The sequence below is a fragment of the Pseudomonas sp. ADAK7 genome, from assembly GCF_012935675.1.
GTDB lineage: Bacteria > Pseudomonadota > Gammaproteobacteria > Pseudomonadales > Pseudomonadaceae > Aquipseudomonas.
The window spans coordinates 5,257,446-5,274,765 of sequence record NZ_CP052861.1; the positions used below are offsets into that span (position 1 = coordinate 5,257,446).

General features: G+C 62.3%; 12 protein-coding genes. 3 read left to right on the forward strand and 9 right to left on the reverse strand.

What is annotated here, in order from left to right; all coding sequences use genetic code 11:
* Positions 1-89: 89 nt before the first annotated feature.
* The 5 genes from HKK53_RS24155 to HKK53_RS24175 form a co-directional block, all read right to left on the reverse strand.
* On the reverse strand, positions 90-1,076 hold the full coding sequence (locus tag HKK53_RS24155; RefSeq protein ID WP_169372858.1) for a lysylphosphatidylglycerol synthase domain-containing protein: 987 nt from the start codon (positions 1,074-1,076) through the stop codon (positions 90-92).
* The gene (gene clsB / locus HKK53_RS24160) at positions 1,063-2,355 is read right to left on the reverse strand and encodes a cardiolipin synthase ClsB (RefSeq protein WP_169372859.1); all 1,293 of its coding nucleotides are present in this window, start codon (positions 2,353-2,355) and stop codon (positions 1,063-1,065) included. The genes HKK53_RS24155 and clsB overlap by 14 nt, the downstream gene beginning before the upstream one ends.
* A complete protein-coding gene (locus HKK53_RS24165) occupies positions 2,352-3,149 on the reverse strand; it encodes an endonuclease/exonuclease/phosphatase family protein (protein WP_169372860.1) in 798 nt (265 codons plus the stop codon). Before HKK53_RS24165 ends, clsB begins: the two co-directional genes overlap by 4 nt.
* Complete coding sequence (locus HKK53_RS24170; protein WP_169372861.1) at positions 3,146-4,072, reverse strand: DUF72 domain-containing protein; 927 nt, start codon at positions 4,070-4,072, stop codon at positions 3,146-3,148. Before HKK53_RS24170 ends, HKK53_RS24165 begins: the two co-directional genes overlap by 4 nt.
* 197 nt (positions 4,073-4,269) lie before the next feature.
* Positions 4,270-5,472 (reverse strand): MFS transporter, encoded by a 1,203-nt coding sequence (locus HKK53_RS24175; RefSeq protein ID WP_169372862.1) that lies wholly within the window; start codon positions 5,470-5,472, stop codon positions 4,270-4,272.
* 270 nt (positions 5,473-5,742) lie between these two features.
* Between HKK53_RS24175 and HKK53_RS24180 the strand changes: the two genes are divergently transcribed.
* Positions 5,743-7,863, forward strand: a complete 2,121-nt coding sequence (locus HKK53_RS24180) for a mechanosensitive ion channel family protein (protein WP_169372863.1) — start codon at positions 5,743-5,745, stop codon at positions 7,861-7,863.
* A 130-nt stretch (positions 7,864-7,993) separates the two neighbouring features.
* On the opposite strand, the gene HKK53_RS24185 is transcribed toward HKK53_RS24180, so the two are convergent.
* Positions 7,994-12,313 carry a DEAD/DEAH box helicase gene (locus HKK53_RS24185; protein ID WP_169372864.1) on the reverse strand — a complete coding sequence of 1,440 codons (4,320 nt, stop codon included), beginning with the start codon at positions 12,311-12,313 and terminating at the stop codon, positions 7,994-7,996.
* A 344-nt stretch (positions 12,314-12,657) separates the two neighbouring features.
* Here HKK53_RS24185 and HKK53_RS24190 point away from each other — a divergent pair, with 344 nt between their 5' ends.
* Both HKK53_RS24190 and HKK53_RS24195 read left to right on the forward strand, forming a co-directional pair.
* Complete coding sequence (locus tag HKK53_RS24190) at positions 12,658-13,542, forward strand: sugar nucleotide-binding protein (RefSeq protein ID WP_133837495.1); 885 nt, start codon at positions 12,658-12,660, stop codon at positions 13,540-13,542.
* Positions 13,535-14,464, forward strand: a complete 930-nt coding sequence (locus tag HKK53_RS24195; RefSeq protein WP_169372865.1) for an NAD-dependent epimerase/dehydratase family protein — start codon at positions 13,535-13,537, stop codon at positions 14,462-14,464. The genes HKK53_RS24190 and HKK53_RS24195 overlap by 8 nt, the downstream gene beginning before the upstream one ends.
* A 147-nt stretch (positions 14,465-14,611) precedes the next feature.
* Here HKK53_RS24195 and HKK53_RS24200 read toward each other — a convergent pair whose 3' ends face one another.
* The 3 genes from HKK53_RS24200 to HKK53_RS24210 form a co-directional block, all read right to left on the reverse strand.
* Complete coding sequence (locus HKK53_RS24200; protein ID WP_169372866.1) at positions 14,612-15,310, reverse strand: OmpW/AlkL family protein; 699 nt, start codon at positions 15,308-15,310, stop codon at positions 14,612-14,614.
* A gap of 220 nt (positions 15,311-15,530) precedes the next feature.
* Positions 15,531-16,043, reverse strand: coding sequence for a DUF3299 domain-containing protein (locus HKK53_RS24205; RefSeq protein WP_169372867.1), 513 nt, complete (start codon positions 16,041-16,043; stop codon positions 15,531-15,533).
* Between the two features lie 11 nt (positions 16,044-16,054).
* Positions 16,055-17,320, reverse strand: coding sequence for an ABC transporter permease (locus HKK53_RS24210; protein ID WP_169372868.1), 1,266 nt, complete (start codon positions 17,318-17,320; stop codon positions 16,055-16,057).

The window sequence follows — 17,320 nt, forward strand, 5'->3', positions numbered from 1 at the left end:
TGATGTGTCGTTCGCGAAATCGCCATTCAACACGAGCCCCGTAGGAGCGACGCTTGCCCGCGAAGGCGTCCTCCGCATCACCGCTAATCTCAAGAAGGTTTCTTCGCAATCCGCAATGACTTGGCCTTCGCCTCCACCACCAGATACATCACCAACGCAATCAACAACGGCAAGATGAAATAAATCGCCCGATACGCCAGCAACCCCGCCACCAGGCTGCCCCGCGATGCCTCATGTTGCAGCAGTGCCACGAACACCGCCTCCAGCACCCCAAGCCCCGCCGGAATGTGGGTGATGACCCCGGCAATCGCACTGATCAACAACACCCCCAGCACCAGCGGATAGTCGAGCTTGCTTGGCAGCAGAGTGAAAATCACCGCTGCCATCAACGACCAGTTCAACGCCCCGAGCGCCAGTTGCAGCACCGCCATGCGCAGCGACGGCAAGTCGATTTCCACCCCGCGAATCGCCCATTCCCGACGTTTGGAAAACCGGCACGCCGCCAGATACCCCGCGCTCACCACCAGCAACAGCACGCCGACGCCTTGCAACGCATCGCTGCTCAGCTTCCAGCCCGGTGGCATGCGCACCAGGCCGCTGCTGAAAATGGCGCCGGCAATCACCATGTAGCCAAACCAATTCGTCGCCAGGCTCAGGCCGAGGATTTTCGCGATGTTGCTTTTGCTCACGCCAAGCCGTGAATAAAGCCGATAACGCATGGCGATACCGCCAACCCAGGCGCTCAGGTTGAGGTTGAAGGCGTAGCTGATGATCCCCACCGGCAGGATCTGCTTCCAGGTCAGGTCCTGGCGGATGTAGGTGCGACCGATCAGATCGAAACAGGCGTAGACCAGAAAGCTCACCAGCGTTATCGCCGAGGCAATGTTCAATGTGCGCACCTTGAAATCGGCCAGGGTGTCGAATACTTCGTTCCATTCGATGCGCTGGGCCAGCATCGAGAACAGCACAATCAGCGCCAGGAAAAACAGCATCGTCAGCGGTTTTTTCCAGCGGCTCCAACGTGATTTAGCCGGGCTGTCGGCATGGGTGGCGGAGGGGGCGTCAGAGTGGCTCATGGTGGTCGCTCCCGGCCGGATGAATGAAAGGTTTCAGGCGCGGCTTGTGCGCCGGCAACCAACCGGCCCACGCCGGAAAATGTCGCAGGAAGTGGAACACCAGGAAGCCGACGGTCATGTGCCAGACCCGCCCGCGCGGCGCCTTGTCCGGGGACATGGCCTTGCAGTGGTGGTTACTCAACTCTTCCAGGCGTTCGAACAACTCATGGTTGAAGGCTCGGTCGCGGATCAATACGTTGGCTTCCAGGTTCATCGACAGGCTCAAAGGATCGAGGTTGCTCGACCCGACGGTGCTCCAGTCCTCGTCCACCAGCGCCACTTTGCCGTGCAGCGGGCGGTCGCAATATTCGTAGATCTGCACCCCGGCCTTGAGCAAATAGTCATAGGTCATGCGCGCCGCGAGCTTGGCCACCAGCATGTCCGGCTGGCCTTGCAGGATCAGCCGCACCTCCACGCCACGGCGCGCCGCGTTGCGGATCTCGCGCAGCAGGCGATAACCGGGAAAGAAGTAGGCGTTGGCAATCACCACCCGGCGCTGAGCGCTGCGCAGTACTTGCCGGTAAACCTCCTCGATGTCGGTGCGATGGTCGCCGTTGTCGCGGTACACCAGCCGCACCTGGCCGTCATGGTCGCTGAACGCCAGTTCCGAACGTCGTTGCCGGCGGCGCTGCCACCAGTATTTGGCCCGGGCCGGACGACCGCTTTGCAGGAGCGCGAAGTGATGAATGTCAGCCACCGCGGGACCCTGCACTTCAACCGAGTAATCCTGCTTGGCCTCGGGGCCGAAGTCGGCCAGATGGTCGGCGGAAAAGTTGATCCCGCCGAGGAACGCAATCGTGCCGTCGACCACCACGATCTTGCGGTGCAGGCGCCGGAACCAGTTGGTGCGGATCCCCAGATGCTTGGGCGCCGGGTCGAACATTTGAATGTGCACGCCGGCCTCGTTCAGGGCGGCGAGATAGGCGGTGGTCAGCTCGCCACAACCGAAACCGTCGAGGCTGGCCGTGACGCGCACGCCTCTTTGCGCCGCTTCGATGAGCACTTGCTGCAGCTCATTGCCGACCTTGTCTTCAAACACGATGAAGGTTTCCAGGAGGATTTCCGTCCTGGCCTGGCGCATGGCCTCGAACACCCGAGGGAAATAGGCTTCACCGTTTTCCAGCAGCTCGACGCGGTTGTTGCCTTGCCAGGCATATTCGACGTCCACCGCTGCGGGCTCGCCCATCGGGGGCACGGCAATTTGTTCCACGGTGGTTTTCTCCATCGGTGGGCTGCTCATAGCTCGATCTCCACCGACAGCGGTGCATGGTCGGAAAGGTGTGACCAGGGCCGCGCCGCCAATACCTGCGGACGGCTGGCCTTGAGGTTGCGCACGTAGATGCGGTCCAGGCGCAGCGCCGGCCAGCGCGCCGGAAAACTGCGCGCCGGTTTGCCGTGGTGTTCGGCGAACACCTCGCGCAAACCACAGGGTTTGAGCAGCGCATCGGCACGCTGGCGCCAATCGTTGAAGTCGCCGGCGAGGATCACCGGCGCATCGCTCGGCAAGCCTTCCAGGCGTTCGGCCAGCAACTTCAGTTGTTCCGTGCGATGGGTTTCCCGCAGGCCGAGGTGGACGCAAATCGCGTGCACTTCCTGGCCGTCACCCGGCAGGCGCAGCACGCAATGCAGGATGCCGCGGTTCTCGTGGCCGCTGATGGACACGTCGAGGTTGTCGTGGCGGATGATCTGGAATTTCGACAGCAACGCATTGCCATGATCGCCTGCCGGGTACACCGCGTTGCGTCCATAGGCGAACTGCGGCCACAGGGTGTCGGCGAGGAACTCGTATTGCGGCATTGTCGGCCAATTGCTGTAGCGCTGGGGATGCTGCTCGTGGGTGCCGTGGACTTCCTGCAAAAACACCACGTCAGCGGAGACACTGCGCACCGCTTCGCGCAGTTCGGGCAGGATGAAGCGCCGGTTGAGCGCGGTGAAACCCTTGTGGGTGTTGACCGTCAGCACGGTAAAGCGGCGCACCGCGGTGACGATGGTTTGCTGCTCGTCAGTGGTGCCGACCGGTTCGGAAATGCTCATGGCAGCACTCCTTCGGCGGCGGGCTCGCCGGGGCGGGTGGCGAGGTCCTTGTCCAGATCGAAACGCTCCAACAGGCTGCGGGCGTCGAAGGGCGCGCGGACCTTGATGTCGTTATCGAAATAGCAGAACACTTCTCGGGACTTGCGCACTTTGGGTCTTTGTCGTGGCGCGATCAATTGCGGGTCGGTCGATTGTTGGCCATGGTTCCACGCCTCGATCCGGTCGCCCCAGCGTTTCAGCGCCTGGGGCGTGTAGCCGCTGGCGTAGAGTTCTTCGGCACCGTGCAGGCGCAGGTAGACGAAATCGCTGGTGAGGTCTTCGCGGTACGGCCATTTGCCGGCGGTGTCGGCGATCACCAGAGCGGTGTTGTAGCGCCGCAGCAGACGGGTGAAGGCCGGGTCGACGAAGCTCTCGTGACGAATTTCCACGGCGTGGCGCAACGGTTTTTTGCCGTGGGCCTTCAGGCTGGCGTGGCCGTTCACATGGGCGTCGTGTTGACGGGCGAGGGCGGCGGCCTGTTCGGTGTTATGGGGCAGTTGTTCGAGGAAGTGTTCAAACAGTTCGGCGTCGAATTTGAAGCTGGGCGGGAATTGCCAGAGGATCGGGCCGAGTTTGTCCTTGAGCTCCAGCACCCCGGAGGCAAAGAAATTCGCCATGGGTTTGTGGATGTCCCGCAGGCGCTTGATATGAGTGATAAAACGCGGGGCTTTGACGCTGAAAACAAAGCCCGGCGGGGTTTCGTCGTACCACTGCAGATAGCGTTCTGGCCGTTGCAAGGCGTAGAACGATCCATTGATTTCGATGCTGTTGACCGCCCGCGAGGCGAACTGCAATTCGCGCTTCTGGGTCAGGCCTTTTGGATAGAATCCCCCGCGCCACGGTGTGTAGCGCCAGCCGGAAATACCGATATGAATCGCCGCCATGTGTCCTCCCGTCGAATGCCCTCCATCTTTTGATGACTGTCGGGCAAACGAGAAAGTTTCGACGGGGCTACGGACGGTAAACACACTACAAGTCACCCCCGTAGGAGCAAAGCTTGCTCGCGATAGCGGTTGATCGGTCACATCGCTGTTGGATGTACTGCCGTCATCGCGGGCAAGCCATGCTCCTACAGAAGCGATCAGTGACCGGCAACGACCCGCGTTGAAGACTCGGCATACACCGGCCCGAGACGGTCAAGTCGACCACTCCACATCGTCAACGCCAGGGCCACCAACACCACCAGCCCGCCAATCCACGCCGTGTGAATCAGTCCCATGTGCGCGACGATCAACCCGCCGCCCCATGCGCCGCCGGCAATCCCGAGGTTAAACGCTGCGATGTTGAGCCCCGACGCCACGTCCACCGCCTGCGGGGTGTGATGCTCGGCCTGACGCACCACATAAACCTGCAACCCCGGCACGTTGCCGAACGCCACTGCACCCCAGACCAGCACGGTGGCCAGGGCCAGCCATGGATTGCCGGCGGTGAAGGTCAGCACGAACAACACCGCAGCGAGCAGGGCGAAGATGATTTTCAGGGCACTGATCGGGCCGCGTTTGTCCGCCAGTTTGCCGCCCCAGATATTCCCGACCGCCACCGAGAGGCCGTACACCAGCAACACCAGGCTGACGGTGCTGGCGCTGAAGCCGGAGATGTCCTGAAGAATCGGGGCCAGGAAGGTGAAGGCGATGAACGAGCCGCCGTAACCCACTGCGGTCATGGCGTACACCAGCAGCAAACGCGGTTGTTTGAGCACCTGCAATTGCTGCAACAGCGACGCGGGTTTGCTGTGGGCGATGTTTTTCGGCACGTAGATCAGGCTGCCGATAAAGGCGATCACACCCAGCGCCGACACGGCGAGGAAGGTTTCACGCCAGCCGAAATGCTGGCCGATGAAGGTCCCCAACGGCACGCCGGTGACCAGCGCCACGGTCAGGCCGGTAAACATGATCGCAATCGCGCTGGCGGCTTTTTCCTTCGGCACCAGGCTGGTGGCGATGGTCGAACCAATCGAGAAAAACACCCCGTGGGCCAGGCCGGTGACGATCCGCGCGATGATCAGTGACTCATAACTAGGGGCTTTCCAGGCCAGCAGGTTGCCGAGGGTGAACAGCACCATCAGCGACAACAGGAGTAATTTGCGCGGGACTTTGCCGGTGAGGGCGGTCAGCACCGGCGCGCCGATGGCCACGCCCAGGGCGTAGAGGCTGACCAGCAGACCGGCGGACGGCAGACTGACCCCGAGGTCGGCGCCGATGGTGGGTAACAGGCCAACGATGACGAACTCGGTCGTCCCGATGGCGAAGGCGCTGAGGGTCAGCGCGAGCAAGGCAATGGGCATGACTGCAACTCCGGTGGGTTATTTGATGGAGCGCAGTGTCGGGGTTTGGGGCGTGTGGAAAAATACAGGGATGGGCATTTGATATTTGATCTGTGCGCAAAGATCGTTCCCGCGCTCTGTGTGGGAATGCAGCCTGGAACGCTCCGCGTCCCAATGCGGACGCAGAGCGTCGGAACCATCAGGTTGTGGAGTTATCTCGCGCCCAAAACCGAACTTGCCGGGCATTTGCCGATCAGTTCCTTACAGACCCTTCGCAAGGAGCTCCGCGTTTTGCTCAAGTTCAAGACCGCGATACTACTGGGGGCGTTGCTGATTCTAGGCAGTAGCGAGCTGGAAGCCGTGACGCTGCCGGGTGTTCCCGCCGCAACCGAGGAGGCCGCGAAACCCGAGCCGCTGGTCCAGGGCGGCTTGCTCGGGGCGATCAGTTCCAGCATCGACGACGTGCAGGACAAACTCGACCTCAACGAAAATCTGGTGGACGCCTGGCGCCTGCGGGCGGATCGGGCGGCCGATGAAGTCGACAAACTGGTCAACCAGCCCTCGGCGCGTTCCGGCTGGAGTGTGACTGGCGATTTCCTGATGCTGTCCGGCGTCTGGCTCGGCACTTTTGCTTTGCTCACGGTGCTCGGTGGTCTGGCGGCCAAACGCCTGATCCTGGGCCGTTGGCTAAGCACCCGCCAACGCAGTCAGGACCTGCTCGGTTATCTGATGCCGTACACACTGCCGGCGATCGCCAGCCTGCCACTGACCCTCTACGTCAGCCATTTCCTGCAAGCCTCGGCGGGGAGGGCGCTGGCGCTGTGTTTCGCCTACGCCACCAGCAGCGGCATTTTCTCGACCTCGATGCTGCTCTGCGTGATTGTCATGTTCAACACCGGCCACAAGCGCCCGGCGGTGCAGATCATCCGTGACTACTGCCCCAAGCCGCTGTTTCTGATCGGCTTCCTCGCAGCGCTCAGCGATGCCTTGACCAGCCCGCAGATCGCCCGGCAACTGGGGGGCAATATCACCAGCAGCGTCGCGGTATTCACCGGACTGTTTGCCTCGATCATCTTCGGTTACCTGGTCATCCGTCTGCGCCGGCCGGTGGCGCATCTGATCCGCAACCGCCCCTTGACCCAGCGCCTCAAGCAACCTTCGCTGCAAGAATCCCTGCGGATCTTTTCCGGGCTCTGGTACTGGCCGATCCTGTTGATGGTGATGGTCTCGGCGATCAACCTGATCGGCGTCGGCGAGGACAATCAAAAAGCCCTGCGTTGCGCGTTGTTCACCACGATCCTGCTGATCGCTACGGTGTTCCTGAGCACGATTTTCCAGCACCTGTTCAAATCGCGAAAAGTCGAAAGGCTCCAGCGCAGCAGCGCCTACAAGGATCGCTTTCTCAGCTTGCTGCACGCCTTATTGCGCATCGTCATGGCCGTGGCGTTCATCGAAATCCTCGGACGGATCTGGGGCATTTCGCTATTCGAGTTCGCCGAGCAGAATTCGGTGGGACGCGCGATCAGCAATTCGCTGAGCAGCATCGGTTTGATCTTCCTCGTGACCTGGCTGCTGTGGGTGGTGCTCGACACGGCGATTCAGGAAGCGTTGAAACCCCCGGTCAGCAAACGCTCGGCGCGCCAGCCGAGTACCCGGGTCAAAACCATCCTGCCGCTGCTGCGCAACGCGATCAAAATCATCCTGGTGGTGATTTGCGCGATCACCACCATGGCCAATCTGGGGATCAACGTCGCACCGCTGCTGGCCGGTGCCGGGGTGGTCGGTCTGGCCATCGGTTTCGGGTCCCAGCAGTTGGTGCAGGATGTGATCACCGGGCTGTTCATCATCATCGAAGACACCCTGTCGATCGGCGACTGGGTGGTGCTCGACTCCGGCCACGCCGGTACGGTCGAAGGCCTGACCATCCGCACCTTACGCCTGCGCGACGGCAAGGGTTTCGTGCACTCGGTGCCGTTCGGGCAGATCAAGGCCGTGACCAATCAATCGCGGCAATTTGCCTATGCGTTCTTCTCGGTGCAGTTCACCTACGACACCGATGTGGACAAGGCCATCGAGCTGATCCGCGAGGCGGGGGATTCGATCCGCGACGATGCGTTCCTCAAGTACAACCTGCAAGGGCCGCTCGACGTCTTCGGCGTCGACAAGATGGACCTCAACGGCGTGGTGCTGACGGCGCAGTTCCGCACCGTGTCGGGTGGGCAATATGCGGTAAGTCGGGCGTTTAACCAGCGGCTGAAAAAGCTTGTGGATAACAGCCCATGGGTGCATTTCGCGCAGACTTATCCACAGCAGGTTTTGATGCCCAGGCATGGCGTTGTGGAAGCGGAAGAGGAGGGGCCGGTGCCGGAGCATTCGGCGGTGTTGCTGCCGGATCAGCCGCGTACCCAATAACCCCACCCCCCCCTGTGGCGAGGGAGCTTGCTCCCGCTGGGCTGCGAAGCGGCCCTCGCTTTAAGGGCAGGGGGACTGCTGCGCAGTCCAACGGGAGCAAGCTCCCTCGCCACAGGTTCGCGGCGTCTGGTTATCGGTGTTGGATCAGTTTCTGACGAATTTCAGCATTGGCTTGCTGATCCAGTTTCACCCAAAAAACCGATTTGCCGGCAATCTGCGCAGCAGCCGGAAGCCCATCCCGATACACCAACCGATTACTCGCCAGCGCCGGCACTTTCGCCCCCGGCAGCAACGTCCCGGCCAGGTTCAGCGGATCCACCCCACACACCGCCACCAGACTCCCGTCATGGGGTCGGCGCCGCACTTCCCGCAGCAGCGGAATCGCCTCGGGCAGCGCAAATTGTTCACCGGCCAAACCACTGACAAACCGCCCGCCCCGAATCTCCCCGCGCGCCTCCAAACGATGAAACGTGCGCAGTAACTCGCGCCAACTCGGCAGCCAGTCCGCCTCACGCTCCAGCAACCGCCAGAACACCACGCCGTAGCGGCGCAGCAAGGTCATGGCGATGTGTTCCAGGGTTTCGGCGGGCGTGGGCGCCGGGCGTTTGTTATCCACAACCGCCGGCGGCGGTCCACGGCGCAGCAAGGCCCAGCGTCCGGCATCGTCCATGCCGCCGACAAACGCCCCGCGCCCGCGACGGCTGCTGCGTTGCTGGCGTTTGCTCGCGGGTGTGATCAGCGCGCGCAGCCCGGCGAAGCTGTCGGCGTTCACCAACCCGGCGCCCACCAGTTCCTGCAAGGCGATTTCCAGTTCCGTGCGCAGCAGGTGCGCTTCGTGAATCAGCTCATCGAAAAACAACGCACCGTGTTGGCTCAGGGCCTCGAAGACTTTTTGCGTCTTCGGCGACAGTTCGCTGACCGGCGTTTGCTCGGTCAAACCACTCCACAAGCCAACCTGGCTACGCGGCAACAGCACAATCGGCGTACTGCGCAGCGCCGTGCTCGTGCTTTTGTTGCGCGCGGTCAGGCGCGTCCACACCAGTTTGCCGCTGCGGCACAGGTCATCCAGCCAACTCGCCGAATAGTCCTTGAGCCGCGCCGGCAGGAGGTTGCTGTCCCATGCCGAAGCCGCGGCGGGGTAGCCTTCGAATTGACTGACAATCGACGGCAACACCGCGCTGCCCTGGCCTTGGGTTGCCGGGGACAGGTGCTGCCAGTCGAACAGGAAGCGCATGAAATCCTGCAACGCCACCGGCTCGATTTCCCGGCGCAGACGCTTGACCGTGTAGCGATGAATCCGCGCCAGCAGATGCCGCTCGCACCATTCGTCCTGATCAATGCCCGGCGTGAACTGCCCGCGCAGCACATAACCTTCACGCTCCAGTTGCGCCAGGACTTGCACGACTTCAGTCGCCGGTAAGCCCAGCGGCTCGGCAATCGCCTTCAGCGGCAACGGGCCAAACGCACTGAATCGTGCGCGAATCACTTCCAGCACCGCTTCATCGGATTCCCAGGCTTCATCGAAACCGGGCAGCGCCTCCAACGCGGGCTGCAAAATCGTCTGTGGATAAATCGCTTGCAGGCAGGTCAGCCGTTCCAGTGCCAGCCACAGTGATTGATCGGGGTTGATCTGTAAGCGGCTGGCGCGGCCGCTTTCGGCTAACGCATTCAGCCATTCCAACCAATGCGGATTAGCCTGCGCCTCAGCGTCGGAAATGCACGCCAGGTTCATCAACGCCTCATGCATTTCATCGACGTTCGTGGGCGCGGGCCAGGCTTCGTCGCGCACCGCTTGGATCGCCTCGGCATCCAGCGCGCCGAGGTCGTCGGTGGATTGCGGATCGGTCCAGCGTCGGTTAAGCACTGCTTGGGTGCGGCGTTCTTCCAGCGGTGCATCGTCGAGAAAGGTGTAGGGCCGGGCGCTGAGGATTTCCGCTGCGAGCGGCGAGGGTGCTGGCAGGTCGCGGCTGATCAGTCGAACGTCGCCATTCTCCATGCGCCGCAACAAGGCGAGCCAGCCTTCGGTGTCCATGGCTTCGTGCAGGCAATCGTCGAGGGTTTGTTCAATCAGCGGATGCTCCGGCACTTCCCGTTCGCCAGCGAGGTTTTCCACGCAGGCAATCTGATCGGGGAACACGCTGGCGATCAGGTCTTCGCTCTTCATGCGCTGGATCTGCGGCGCGACTTTGCGCCCGCCGGTGTAACGCGGCAGCGCCAGGGCGACGCCGGCATTCCAGCGCCAGCGCACGCCGAACAGCGGCGCTTCGAGCACCGCTTGAATCAGCAGGTGCTCGGCGCTGTTGCTGTGCAGGTAACGCCAGACGTCATCCAGTTCAAAGCTGTGGCTGGTGGACAGCGACAGCACGATCGCGTCTTCACTGGCGGCGGCCTGCAATTCGAAGTTGAAGGTGCGGCAAAAGCGCTTGCGCAGGGCCAGGCCCCAGGCGCGGTTGATGCGGCTGCCGAACGGTGTGTGAATGATCAATTGCGTGCCGCCGGACTCGTCGAAAAACCGCTCCATCAGCAGCGTGTCTTGAGACGGCAAGGCACCGAGGGTCAGCCGTGCACGGGCCAGGTAATCCACCAGTTGCTCGGCGCTGGCGAGGTTCAGGCCGAGGGTGTCGGTCAGCCAGTCAATGGCAGGCTGCAAATTGCCGGGTGTGGCGCCGAGCAGTTCATCCAGTTGTGCTTGCAGACGCGCCACGGCGAACGACAGTTCCGCGCTACGTCCCGGCGCTTCGCCGAGCCAGAACGGAATGGTCGGCGGCTGACCCTGGGCGTCCTCGACCCGGACCTTGCCGGTGTCGACCCGCAGGATTCGGTACGACGTGTTGCCGAGCTGGAAGATATCCCCGGCAATGCTTTCCACCGCAAAGTCTTCGTTGACGCTGCCGATGTTCAGCCCTTGGGGTTCCAGCAACACGCTGTAGTCGGCGTTGTCCGGAATCGTCCCGCCGCTGGTCACGGCGGTCAGCTTGGCGCCGCGACGACCGCGCAGGGTGCGGCTTACGGCGTCGCGATGCAGATAGGCGCTACGGATGCCCTGGCGACCGTTGTAGCCCTCGGCGAGCATTTGCAGCAGCGCCTGATAGTGTTTTTCGTCGAGGTTGGCGTAAGGCGAAGCCTGGCGGAACAGTTCCAGCAGCGCTTGTTCCTGCCATTCCTGGCAACTGACTTCGGCGATGATTTGCTGGGCCAGCACGTCCAGCGGCGCCTCGGGGATCAACAAGGTGTCGAGTTCGCCCCGGCGCACGCAATCGAGCAGCGCGGTGCATTCGATCAAGTCGTCACGGGTGGTGGCGAACAAGCGACCCTTGGGCGTGCCGCCAACCTGGTGTCCGGAACGGCCGACCCGTTGCAGGAAACCGGCAATCGAGCGGGGCGAGGCTATCTGACAGACCAGATCGACATCGCCGATATCGATGCCCAATTCCAGGGACGCCGTGGCAATCAATACTTGCAGCTCGCCGCGCTTGAGCCGCTGTTCGGCGTCGAGGCGAAATTCCTTGGCCAGGCTGCCGTGGTGCGCGGCGACGGCTTCTTTACCCAGGCGTTCGCTCAGATGCCGACTCAGGCGTTCGGCCAAACGCCGGGTGTTGACGAAAATCAGCGTGGTGCGGTGTTCACGGGCGAGGACGGCGAGGCGGTCGTAGACCAGTTCCCAGACGTCGTTAGCCATCACTGCCGAAAGCGGCACGGGTGGTACTTCGATGTCCAGGTCGCGGGGGCGGGCGTGGCCGATGTCGATAATTTCACAGGGGCGATCTCGACCGACGAGGAAGCGCGACACCGCTTCGATAGGTTTTTGCGTGGCGGACAGGCCGATGCGCATCAAAGGCTCCGGGCACAGCGCCTGCAAACGCTCAAGACTCAAGGCCAAATGGCTGCCGCGTTTGCTGGCCGCAATGGCGTGGATTTCATCGACGATCACCGTGCGCGTGGTGCCGAGCATTTTTCGCCCGGAGTCGGAACCGAGCAGCACATAAAGGGATTCCGGGGTGGTCACCAGAATGTGCGGCGCAGTCTTGCGCATCGTCGAACGGTCTTTTTGCGGGGTATCGCCGGTGCGCACGGCGGTGTTGATCTGCAATTCGGGCAGGCCCATGACGCGCAATTGCTCGGTGATCCCGGCCAGCGGGTTTTGCAGGTTGATCTGGATGTCGTTGGACAGGGCTTTGAGCGGCGAAACGTAGACCACCAGGGTTTCGTCGGGCAAATGACCGCCGTTCTCCAGGCCTTGGTGGAAAAGATCATCAAGGACTGCGAGGAATGCCGTGAGGGTCTTGCCGGAACCGGTAGGCGCGGCGATCAGCGTCGAGCGGCGCTGACGAATCAACGGCCACGCCCGGGCCTGGGCGGCAGTCACCGTCGGGAAGGTATGGCTGAACCAGGCACTGACGGCAGGATGGAAGCCGGCCAGGGCGCTGTCTGCGGGGATGGGCAGGTTCATGGGGTAATTTATGCGGGCGGGGTGGGGAAGATGCAAGTACCGCTGGGGTTATCCCCACCCCTGTGGCGAGGAAGCTTGCTCCCGCTCGGCTGCGAAGCAGTCGTAAAATCAGGCGGCTAGGTGTGTCAGGATGAATAGGGAGGCAGGTTTTAGGGCTGCTTCGCAGCCCAGCGGGAGCAAGCTCCCTCGCCACAGGGCGCGGTCAAGCCATGGATCTACACTTTACGGATGACGGTTGCGCACTAAACCCGCAAAATGCAACGATTCCGGCAACTATCGACGGCATTGCCTGCGGGCGCTGTCGATTAAGCCATTGTTCCAATCAGACTGGGCCTGCTGACTCTATGCGAATGCGCCTTATGTTATTGGGCGGCGGAAATGCCCTTGGGCAGGCGCTGATTCGCCTCGGTGCGGAGGAAGACATCGGCTTCCTCGCCCCCCGCCCACCACAAGACGGCTGGGATGCCGCGAGCCTGACGCAACTGCTCGACGACACCCGCCCGGACGCGCTGATCAACCTCGCCTACTACTTCGACTGGTTCCAGGCGGAGACCGTCAGCGAGCAGCGTCTGGCCGGGCAGGAGCGCGCGGTCGAGCGTCTGGCCGAACTGTGCCAGCACCACAACATCGTGCTGCTGCAACCCTCGAGCTATCGCGTATTCGACGGCTCGCGCGCTACGGCCTACAGCGAAAAAGACGAGCCGGTGCCCCTGGGCCTGCGCGGTCAGGCGCTGTGGCGAATCGAGCAAAGCGTGCGCGCCACCTGCCCGCAACATGTGCTGTTGCGTTTCGGCTGGCTGCTCGATGACAGCGCCGATGGCACCCTCGGGCGCTTCCTCGCCCGGGCCGAAACACCTGAAGAATTGCTGATGGCCGACGACCGCCGGGGCAACCCGACGCCGGTGGACGACGCGGCCCGGGTGATCATTTCGGTGCTCAAGCAACTCGATTGTGCGGCACCGCTGTGGGGCACCTATCATTACGCCGGACATGAGGCGACTACGCCGCTGGCGCTGGGGCAGGCGATCATTACCGAAGCACGCAACCTGCACGAGCTGGCCATCGAAGCACCGACCGCCCAGGCCCACGCCGCGCGGCCCGACGCTGCCGAAGAGCCGCAACACGCGGTGCTGGCCTGCAAGAAAATTCTGCACACCTTCGGGATCAAGCCTCGCGCCTGGCGCGCGGCGCTCCCGGGCTTACTGGATAGGTTCTATCGCCATGGCTGACGGCCCAGTTTTAATCACCGGCGGCGCCGGTTTCATCGGTTCGCACCTCACCGACGCCTTGCTCGCCAAGGGCCACGCGGTGCGCATCCTCGATGACCTGTCCACCGGCAAACGCAGCAACCTGCCGCTGGACAACCCCAAGGTCGAGCTGATTGTCGGCGATGTCGCCGATGCGGCACTGGTCGCCCGTTCGATGATCGGTTGCAGCGCCGTCGCGCACCTGGCGGCCGTGGCGTCGGTGCAGGCGTCGGTGGACGATCCGGTGAAGACCCACCAAAGCAACTTCATCGGAACCTTGAATGTCTGCGAAGCCATGCGCCAGGTTGGCGTCAAACGGGTGCTGTTTGCCTCCAGCGCGGCGGTTTACGGCAACAACGGCGAAGGCGAGTCGATTGACGAAGACACCGCCAAGGCACCGCTGACGCCTTATGCGTCAGACAAACTGGCCAGCGAATACTACTTCGATTTCTACCGCCGCCAGCATGGCCTGGAGCCGGTGGTGTTCCGCTTCTTCAACATCTTCGGCCCGCGCCAGGATCCATCCTCGCCGTACTCCGGGGTCATCAGCATCTTCAGCGAACGCGCGCAGAAAGGTTTGCCGATCACCGTGTTTGGTGACGGCGAGCAGACGCGGGATTTTGTCTACGTCGAGGATCTGGTGGATTTGCTGGTGCAGGCAATCGAGAAGCCGCAGGTCGAAGTCGGCGCAGTGAATGTTGGCTGGAATCAGGCGACGACCCTCAAGCAGATGCTCGAAGCGTTGGCACAAGTGGTCGGTGAATTGCCGCCAGTGAGCTACGGCCCGGCGCGGTCCGGTGATATCCGCCATTCGCGGGCGAACAACCGGCGCTTGCTGGAGCGGTTTACCTACCCTGAGCAAACGCCGATGAGCGTTGGTTTGGCGCGGTTGCTGGGGCGCTGATCGTACCCACGCTCTGCGTGGGAATGCCTCAACGGACGCTCCGCGTTCGGCTTTGGATGGGACGCGGAGCGTCCCGGGCTGCATTCCCACGCGGAGCGTGAGAACGATCAAGGCGCCTGTTCAGGCGCCTTTTTTTGTGCGTGGGATTTAGAACTTGTAGCCCAGGCCAACCATGTAAATAAACGGATCCACGTCCACATTGACCTTGGCCCGAGTGCCCGGTGCCACGGCGTTGTTTTCCACGGTGGCGCGGGTGTCGATGTCGATGTAGCGCACCTGGGCGTTGAGCATGATGTTGTCGGTGATCATGTAGTCGGCGCCGAGCTGGAACGCCATGCCCCAGGAGTTTTTCGCCTTGAAGTTGCTGAAGCCGTTGGCTTGGGCTTCGCTGCCGACGTGTTCGTCGTAGATCCAGGTGTAGTTGATGCCGGCACCGACATACGGCTGGAACGCGGACTTGGCGTCGAGCGGGTAGTACACGACGCTGAGGGTCGGCGGCAAGTGTTTCAGGGTGCCGAGTTTGCCGTTGGCCGCGCCCAGGGCGGTGCCTTTGATCTTCACGTCATGCTCGAACGGCGAGGCCGCGAGCAGCTCGATCCCCCAGTGGCTGTCGATCATGTAGGCGAAGTTCAGACCCAGTTGCGTGTCGCTGCTCATGGTCGCCTTGCCACCCAGGTCGGCACCCGCCAGCGGGCCTTGATCGACCTTGACGCTGGAGCTGTCAGCCTTCGGGTTGACGGTGATCGCACCGGCGCGAACGATGATGTCGCCGGCTTCGTGGGCGTGGGCGAGCGGGGCTGCGAGCGCGAGGGCAAACAGCGAGGCGCTGAGCAAGGACTTGTTCATGGGGGCTCCAAAGGACGTTAAAAATGTTTGATGTCCAATGGTAAAGAGCCATCTGATACGGTCTTTTGATTCAGCTCAATGAAACAGTGATGGGGTGGGTTTTTGTGGAACCTTTGCCGGCCCCTTCGCGGGCAAGCCTTGCTCCTACGAGGTTTCGCAATCCGTGGGAGCGAGGCTTGCCCGCGAAGGCGTCCTCACCAACAACAACGAACCCCCGGATTTACTCCGGCAATTCATACACATAAATCTTGTCCGCTTCCATCTGATACCCGGCATCCGCCAATTCGCTGCTGGACGCTTTAACCTGCAAAGCCCCCTCGATCCAGTACGGTTGATACAACTCATCCAGCTTCACGCCGACTTCGCTTTTCACATGCACGATCTGGTTCGACGGCGGTGGCGGGACATGAATGCAGGCGCCAAAATACGGCACCAGCAGAAACTCCGTGGTGCGACCTTCTTCACTCACTTCCAGCGGCACGATGTAGCCCGGCAAGCGGATGTTCTTGCCGTCGAGGCTTTTCACCACCGGTGCGTTGGGCAGGTCCTGCTTGGCGGCCGGGGCCGATTCAAGGGCGCTGCTCATCTGCGACAGGTCGTGCAGCGGCGTCATGTTCGGCACTTCTGCCGGGGCGTCCGGCGGGATCATTTCCGACCAGGTCAAATCCGCGGGTTCGGCCGCCCACAGCGGCAGGGCGACCAGTATCAACAGCGCGAGCAGAGCGCGGGGCATCTTCAACGTCCTCATAAACGGATCGACAGGCCATCGGCCAATGATTGGCGATACGCGCGCCAGGCCGGCACGCTGCCCATCAGCAGCGCGGCGATCAGAATGCCACCGAGCAGCGTCCATTCATATTCGCTCGGCCAGGCCAGCGGCAGGTACAAACCGTAATTCGCCTGCACATAACCCTGGGCGGCGGCGATGCACACATACAGCAACGCCACACCAGCGATAACCCCGGACAGCGCCAAGGCAAAGGCTTCCAGCACCAACAACGTCGCGATGTGCCACGGCCGCGCGCCCACCGAACGCAGGATCGCCATCTCGCGCCGTCGTTCATTGAGGCTGGTGAGAATCGCCGTGAGCATGCCGATCAACCCGGTCAACACCACGAACAGCGAGACCACGAACAAGGCTTTTTCCGCCGTGCTCATCAAACTCCACAGCTCTTGCAACGCCACGCCCGGCAGGATCGCCAGCATCGGTTCGCCACGGAATTCGTTGATCTCGCGTTGCACCGCGAAGGTGGAAATCTTGCTGTTGAGGCCAAGCATGAACGCGGTGATCGCTTGCGGCGTCAGGTCCATGTTGCGCGCCTGATCGGCGCTGATCCGGCCTTTGCCCTGCGCCGGCACGCCGTTGTGCCAGTCGATGTGGATCGCTTCCATGCCGCCGAGGCTGATGTGCAACGTGCGGTCCACCGGGGTGCCGGTGCGTTTCAAGATGCCAACCACGGTGAACGGTTTGTCGTCGTGCTTGACCAGGCTGATCACCGCCACGCCGTGGGCCAGTACCAGTTTGTCGCCGAGTTTGTAATGCAACGCATCCGCCACTTCGGCACCGAGCACCACTTCGAACGGGTCGGTGGCGAAGGCACGGCCGTCGGCCAGTTCCAGGTGTTGTTGATGACCGTACTGGTAATGCTCGAAGTAGGCCTCGGTGGTGCCCATCACGCGGTAGCCGCGATGGGAGTCGCCGAGGGACATCGGGATCGCCCACTTCACTTTCGGGTTGTTGGCGAAGTGTTCGAAGCTGTCCCAACGGATGTTGTTGGTGGCGTTGCCGATGCGGAACACCGAGTACAGCAACAGGTTCACCGAACCGGACCGGGCGCCGACGATCAGGTCGGTGCCGCTGATGGTGCTGGCGAAACTGGCCTTGGCTTCGGTGCGTACGCGTTCAACGGCTAAAAGCAGACACACCGACAGGGCAATGGCGAACGCGGTGAGGATCGCGGTGAAGCGGCGGTTAGCCAGGCTGGCCAGGGCTAGACGAAACAAATACAT

Excerpts from the sequence above, each read along its gene's own strand:
- HKK53_RS24155 (WP_169372858.1), bottom strand. The coding sequence starts at position 1,076 with ATGAGCCACTCTGACGCCCCCTCCGCCACCCATGCCGACAGCCCGGCT.
- clsB (WP_169372859.1), bottom strand. The coding sequence starts at position 2,355 with ATGAGCAGCCCACCGATGGAGAAAACCACCGTGGAACAAATTGCCGTG.
- HKK53_RS24165 (WP_169372860.1), bottom strand. The coding sequence starts at position 3,149 with ATGAGCATTTCCGAACCGGTCGGCACCACTGACGAGCAGCAAACCATC.
- HKK53_RS24170 (WP_169372861.1), bottom strand. The coding sequence starts at position 4,072 with ATGGCGGCGATTCATATCGGTATTTCCGGCTGGCGCTACACACCGTGG.
- HKK53_RS24175 (WP_169372862.1), bottom strand. The coding sequence starts at position 5,472 with ATGCCCATTGCCTTGCTCGCGCTGACCCTCAGCGCCTTCGCCATCGGG.
- HKK53_RS24185 (WP_169372864.1), bottom strand. The coding sequence starts at position 12,313 with ATGAACCTGCCCATCCCCGCAGACAGCGCCCTGGCCGGCTTCCATCCT.
- HKK53_RS24190 (WP_133837495.1), top strand. The coding sequence starts at position 12,658 with ATGCGAATGCGCCTTATGTTATTGGGCGGCGGAAATGCCCTTGGGCAG.
- HKK53_RS24195 (WP_169372865.1), top strand. The coding sequence starts at position 13,535 with ATGGCTGACGGCCCAGTTTTAATCACCGGCGGCGCCGGTTTCATCGGT.
- HKK53_RS24200 (WP_169372866.1), bottom strand. The coding sequence starts at position 15,310 with ATGAACAAGTCCTTGCTCAGCGCCTCGCTGTTTGCCCTCGCGCTCGCA.
- HKK53_RS24205 (WP_169372867.1), bottom strand. The coding sequence starts at position 16,043 with ATGCCCCGCGCTCTGCTCGCGCTGTTGATACTGGTCGCCCTGCCGCTG.
- HKK53_RS24210 (WP_169372868.1), bottom strand. The coding sequence starts at position 17,320 with ATGTATTTGTTTCGTCTAGCCCTGGCCAGCCTGGCTAACCGCCGCTTC.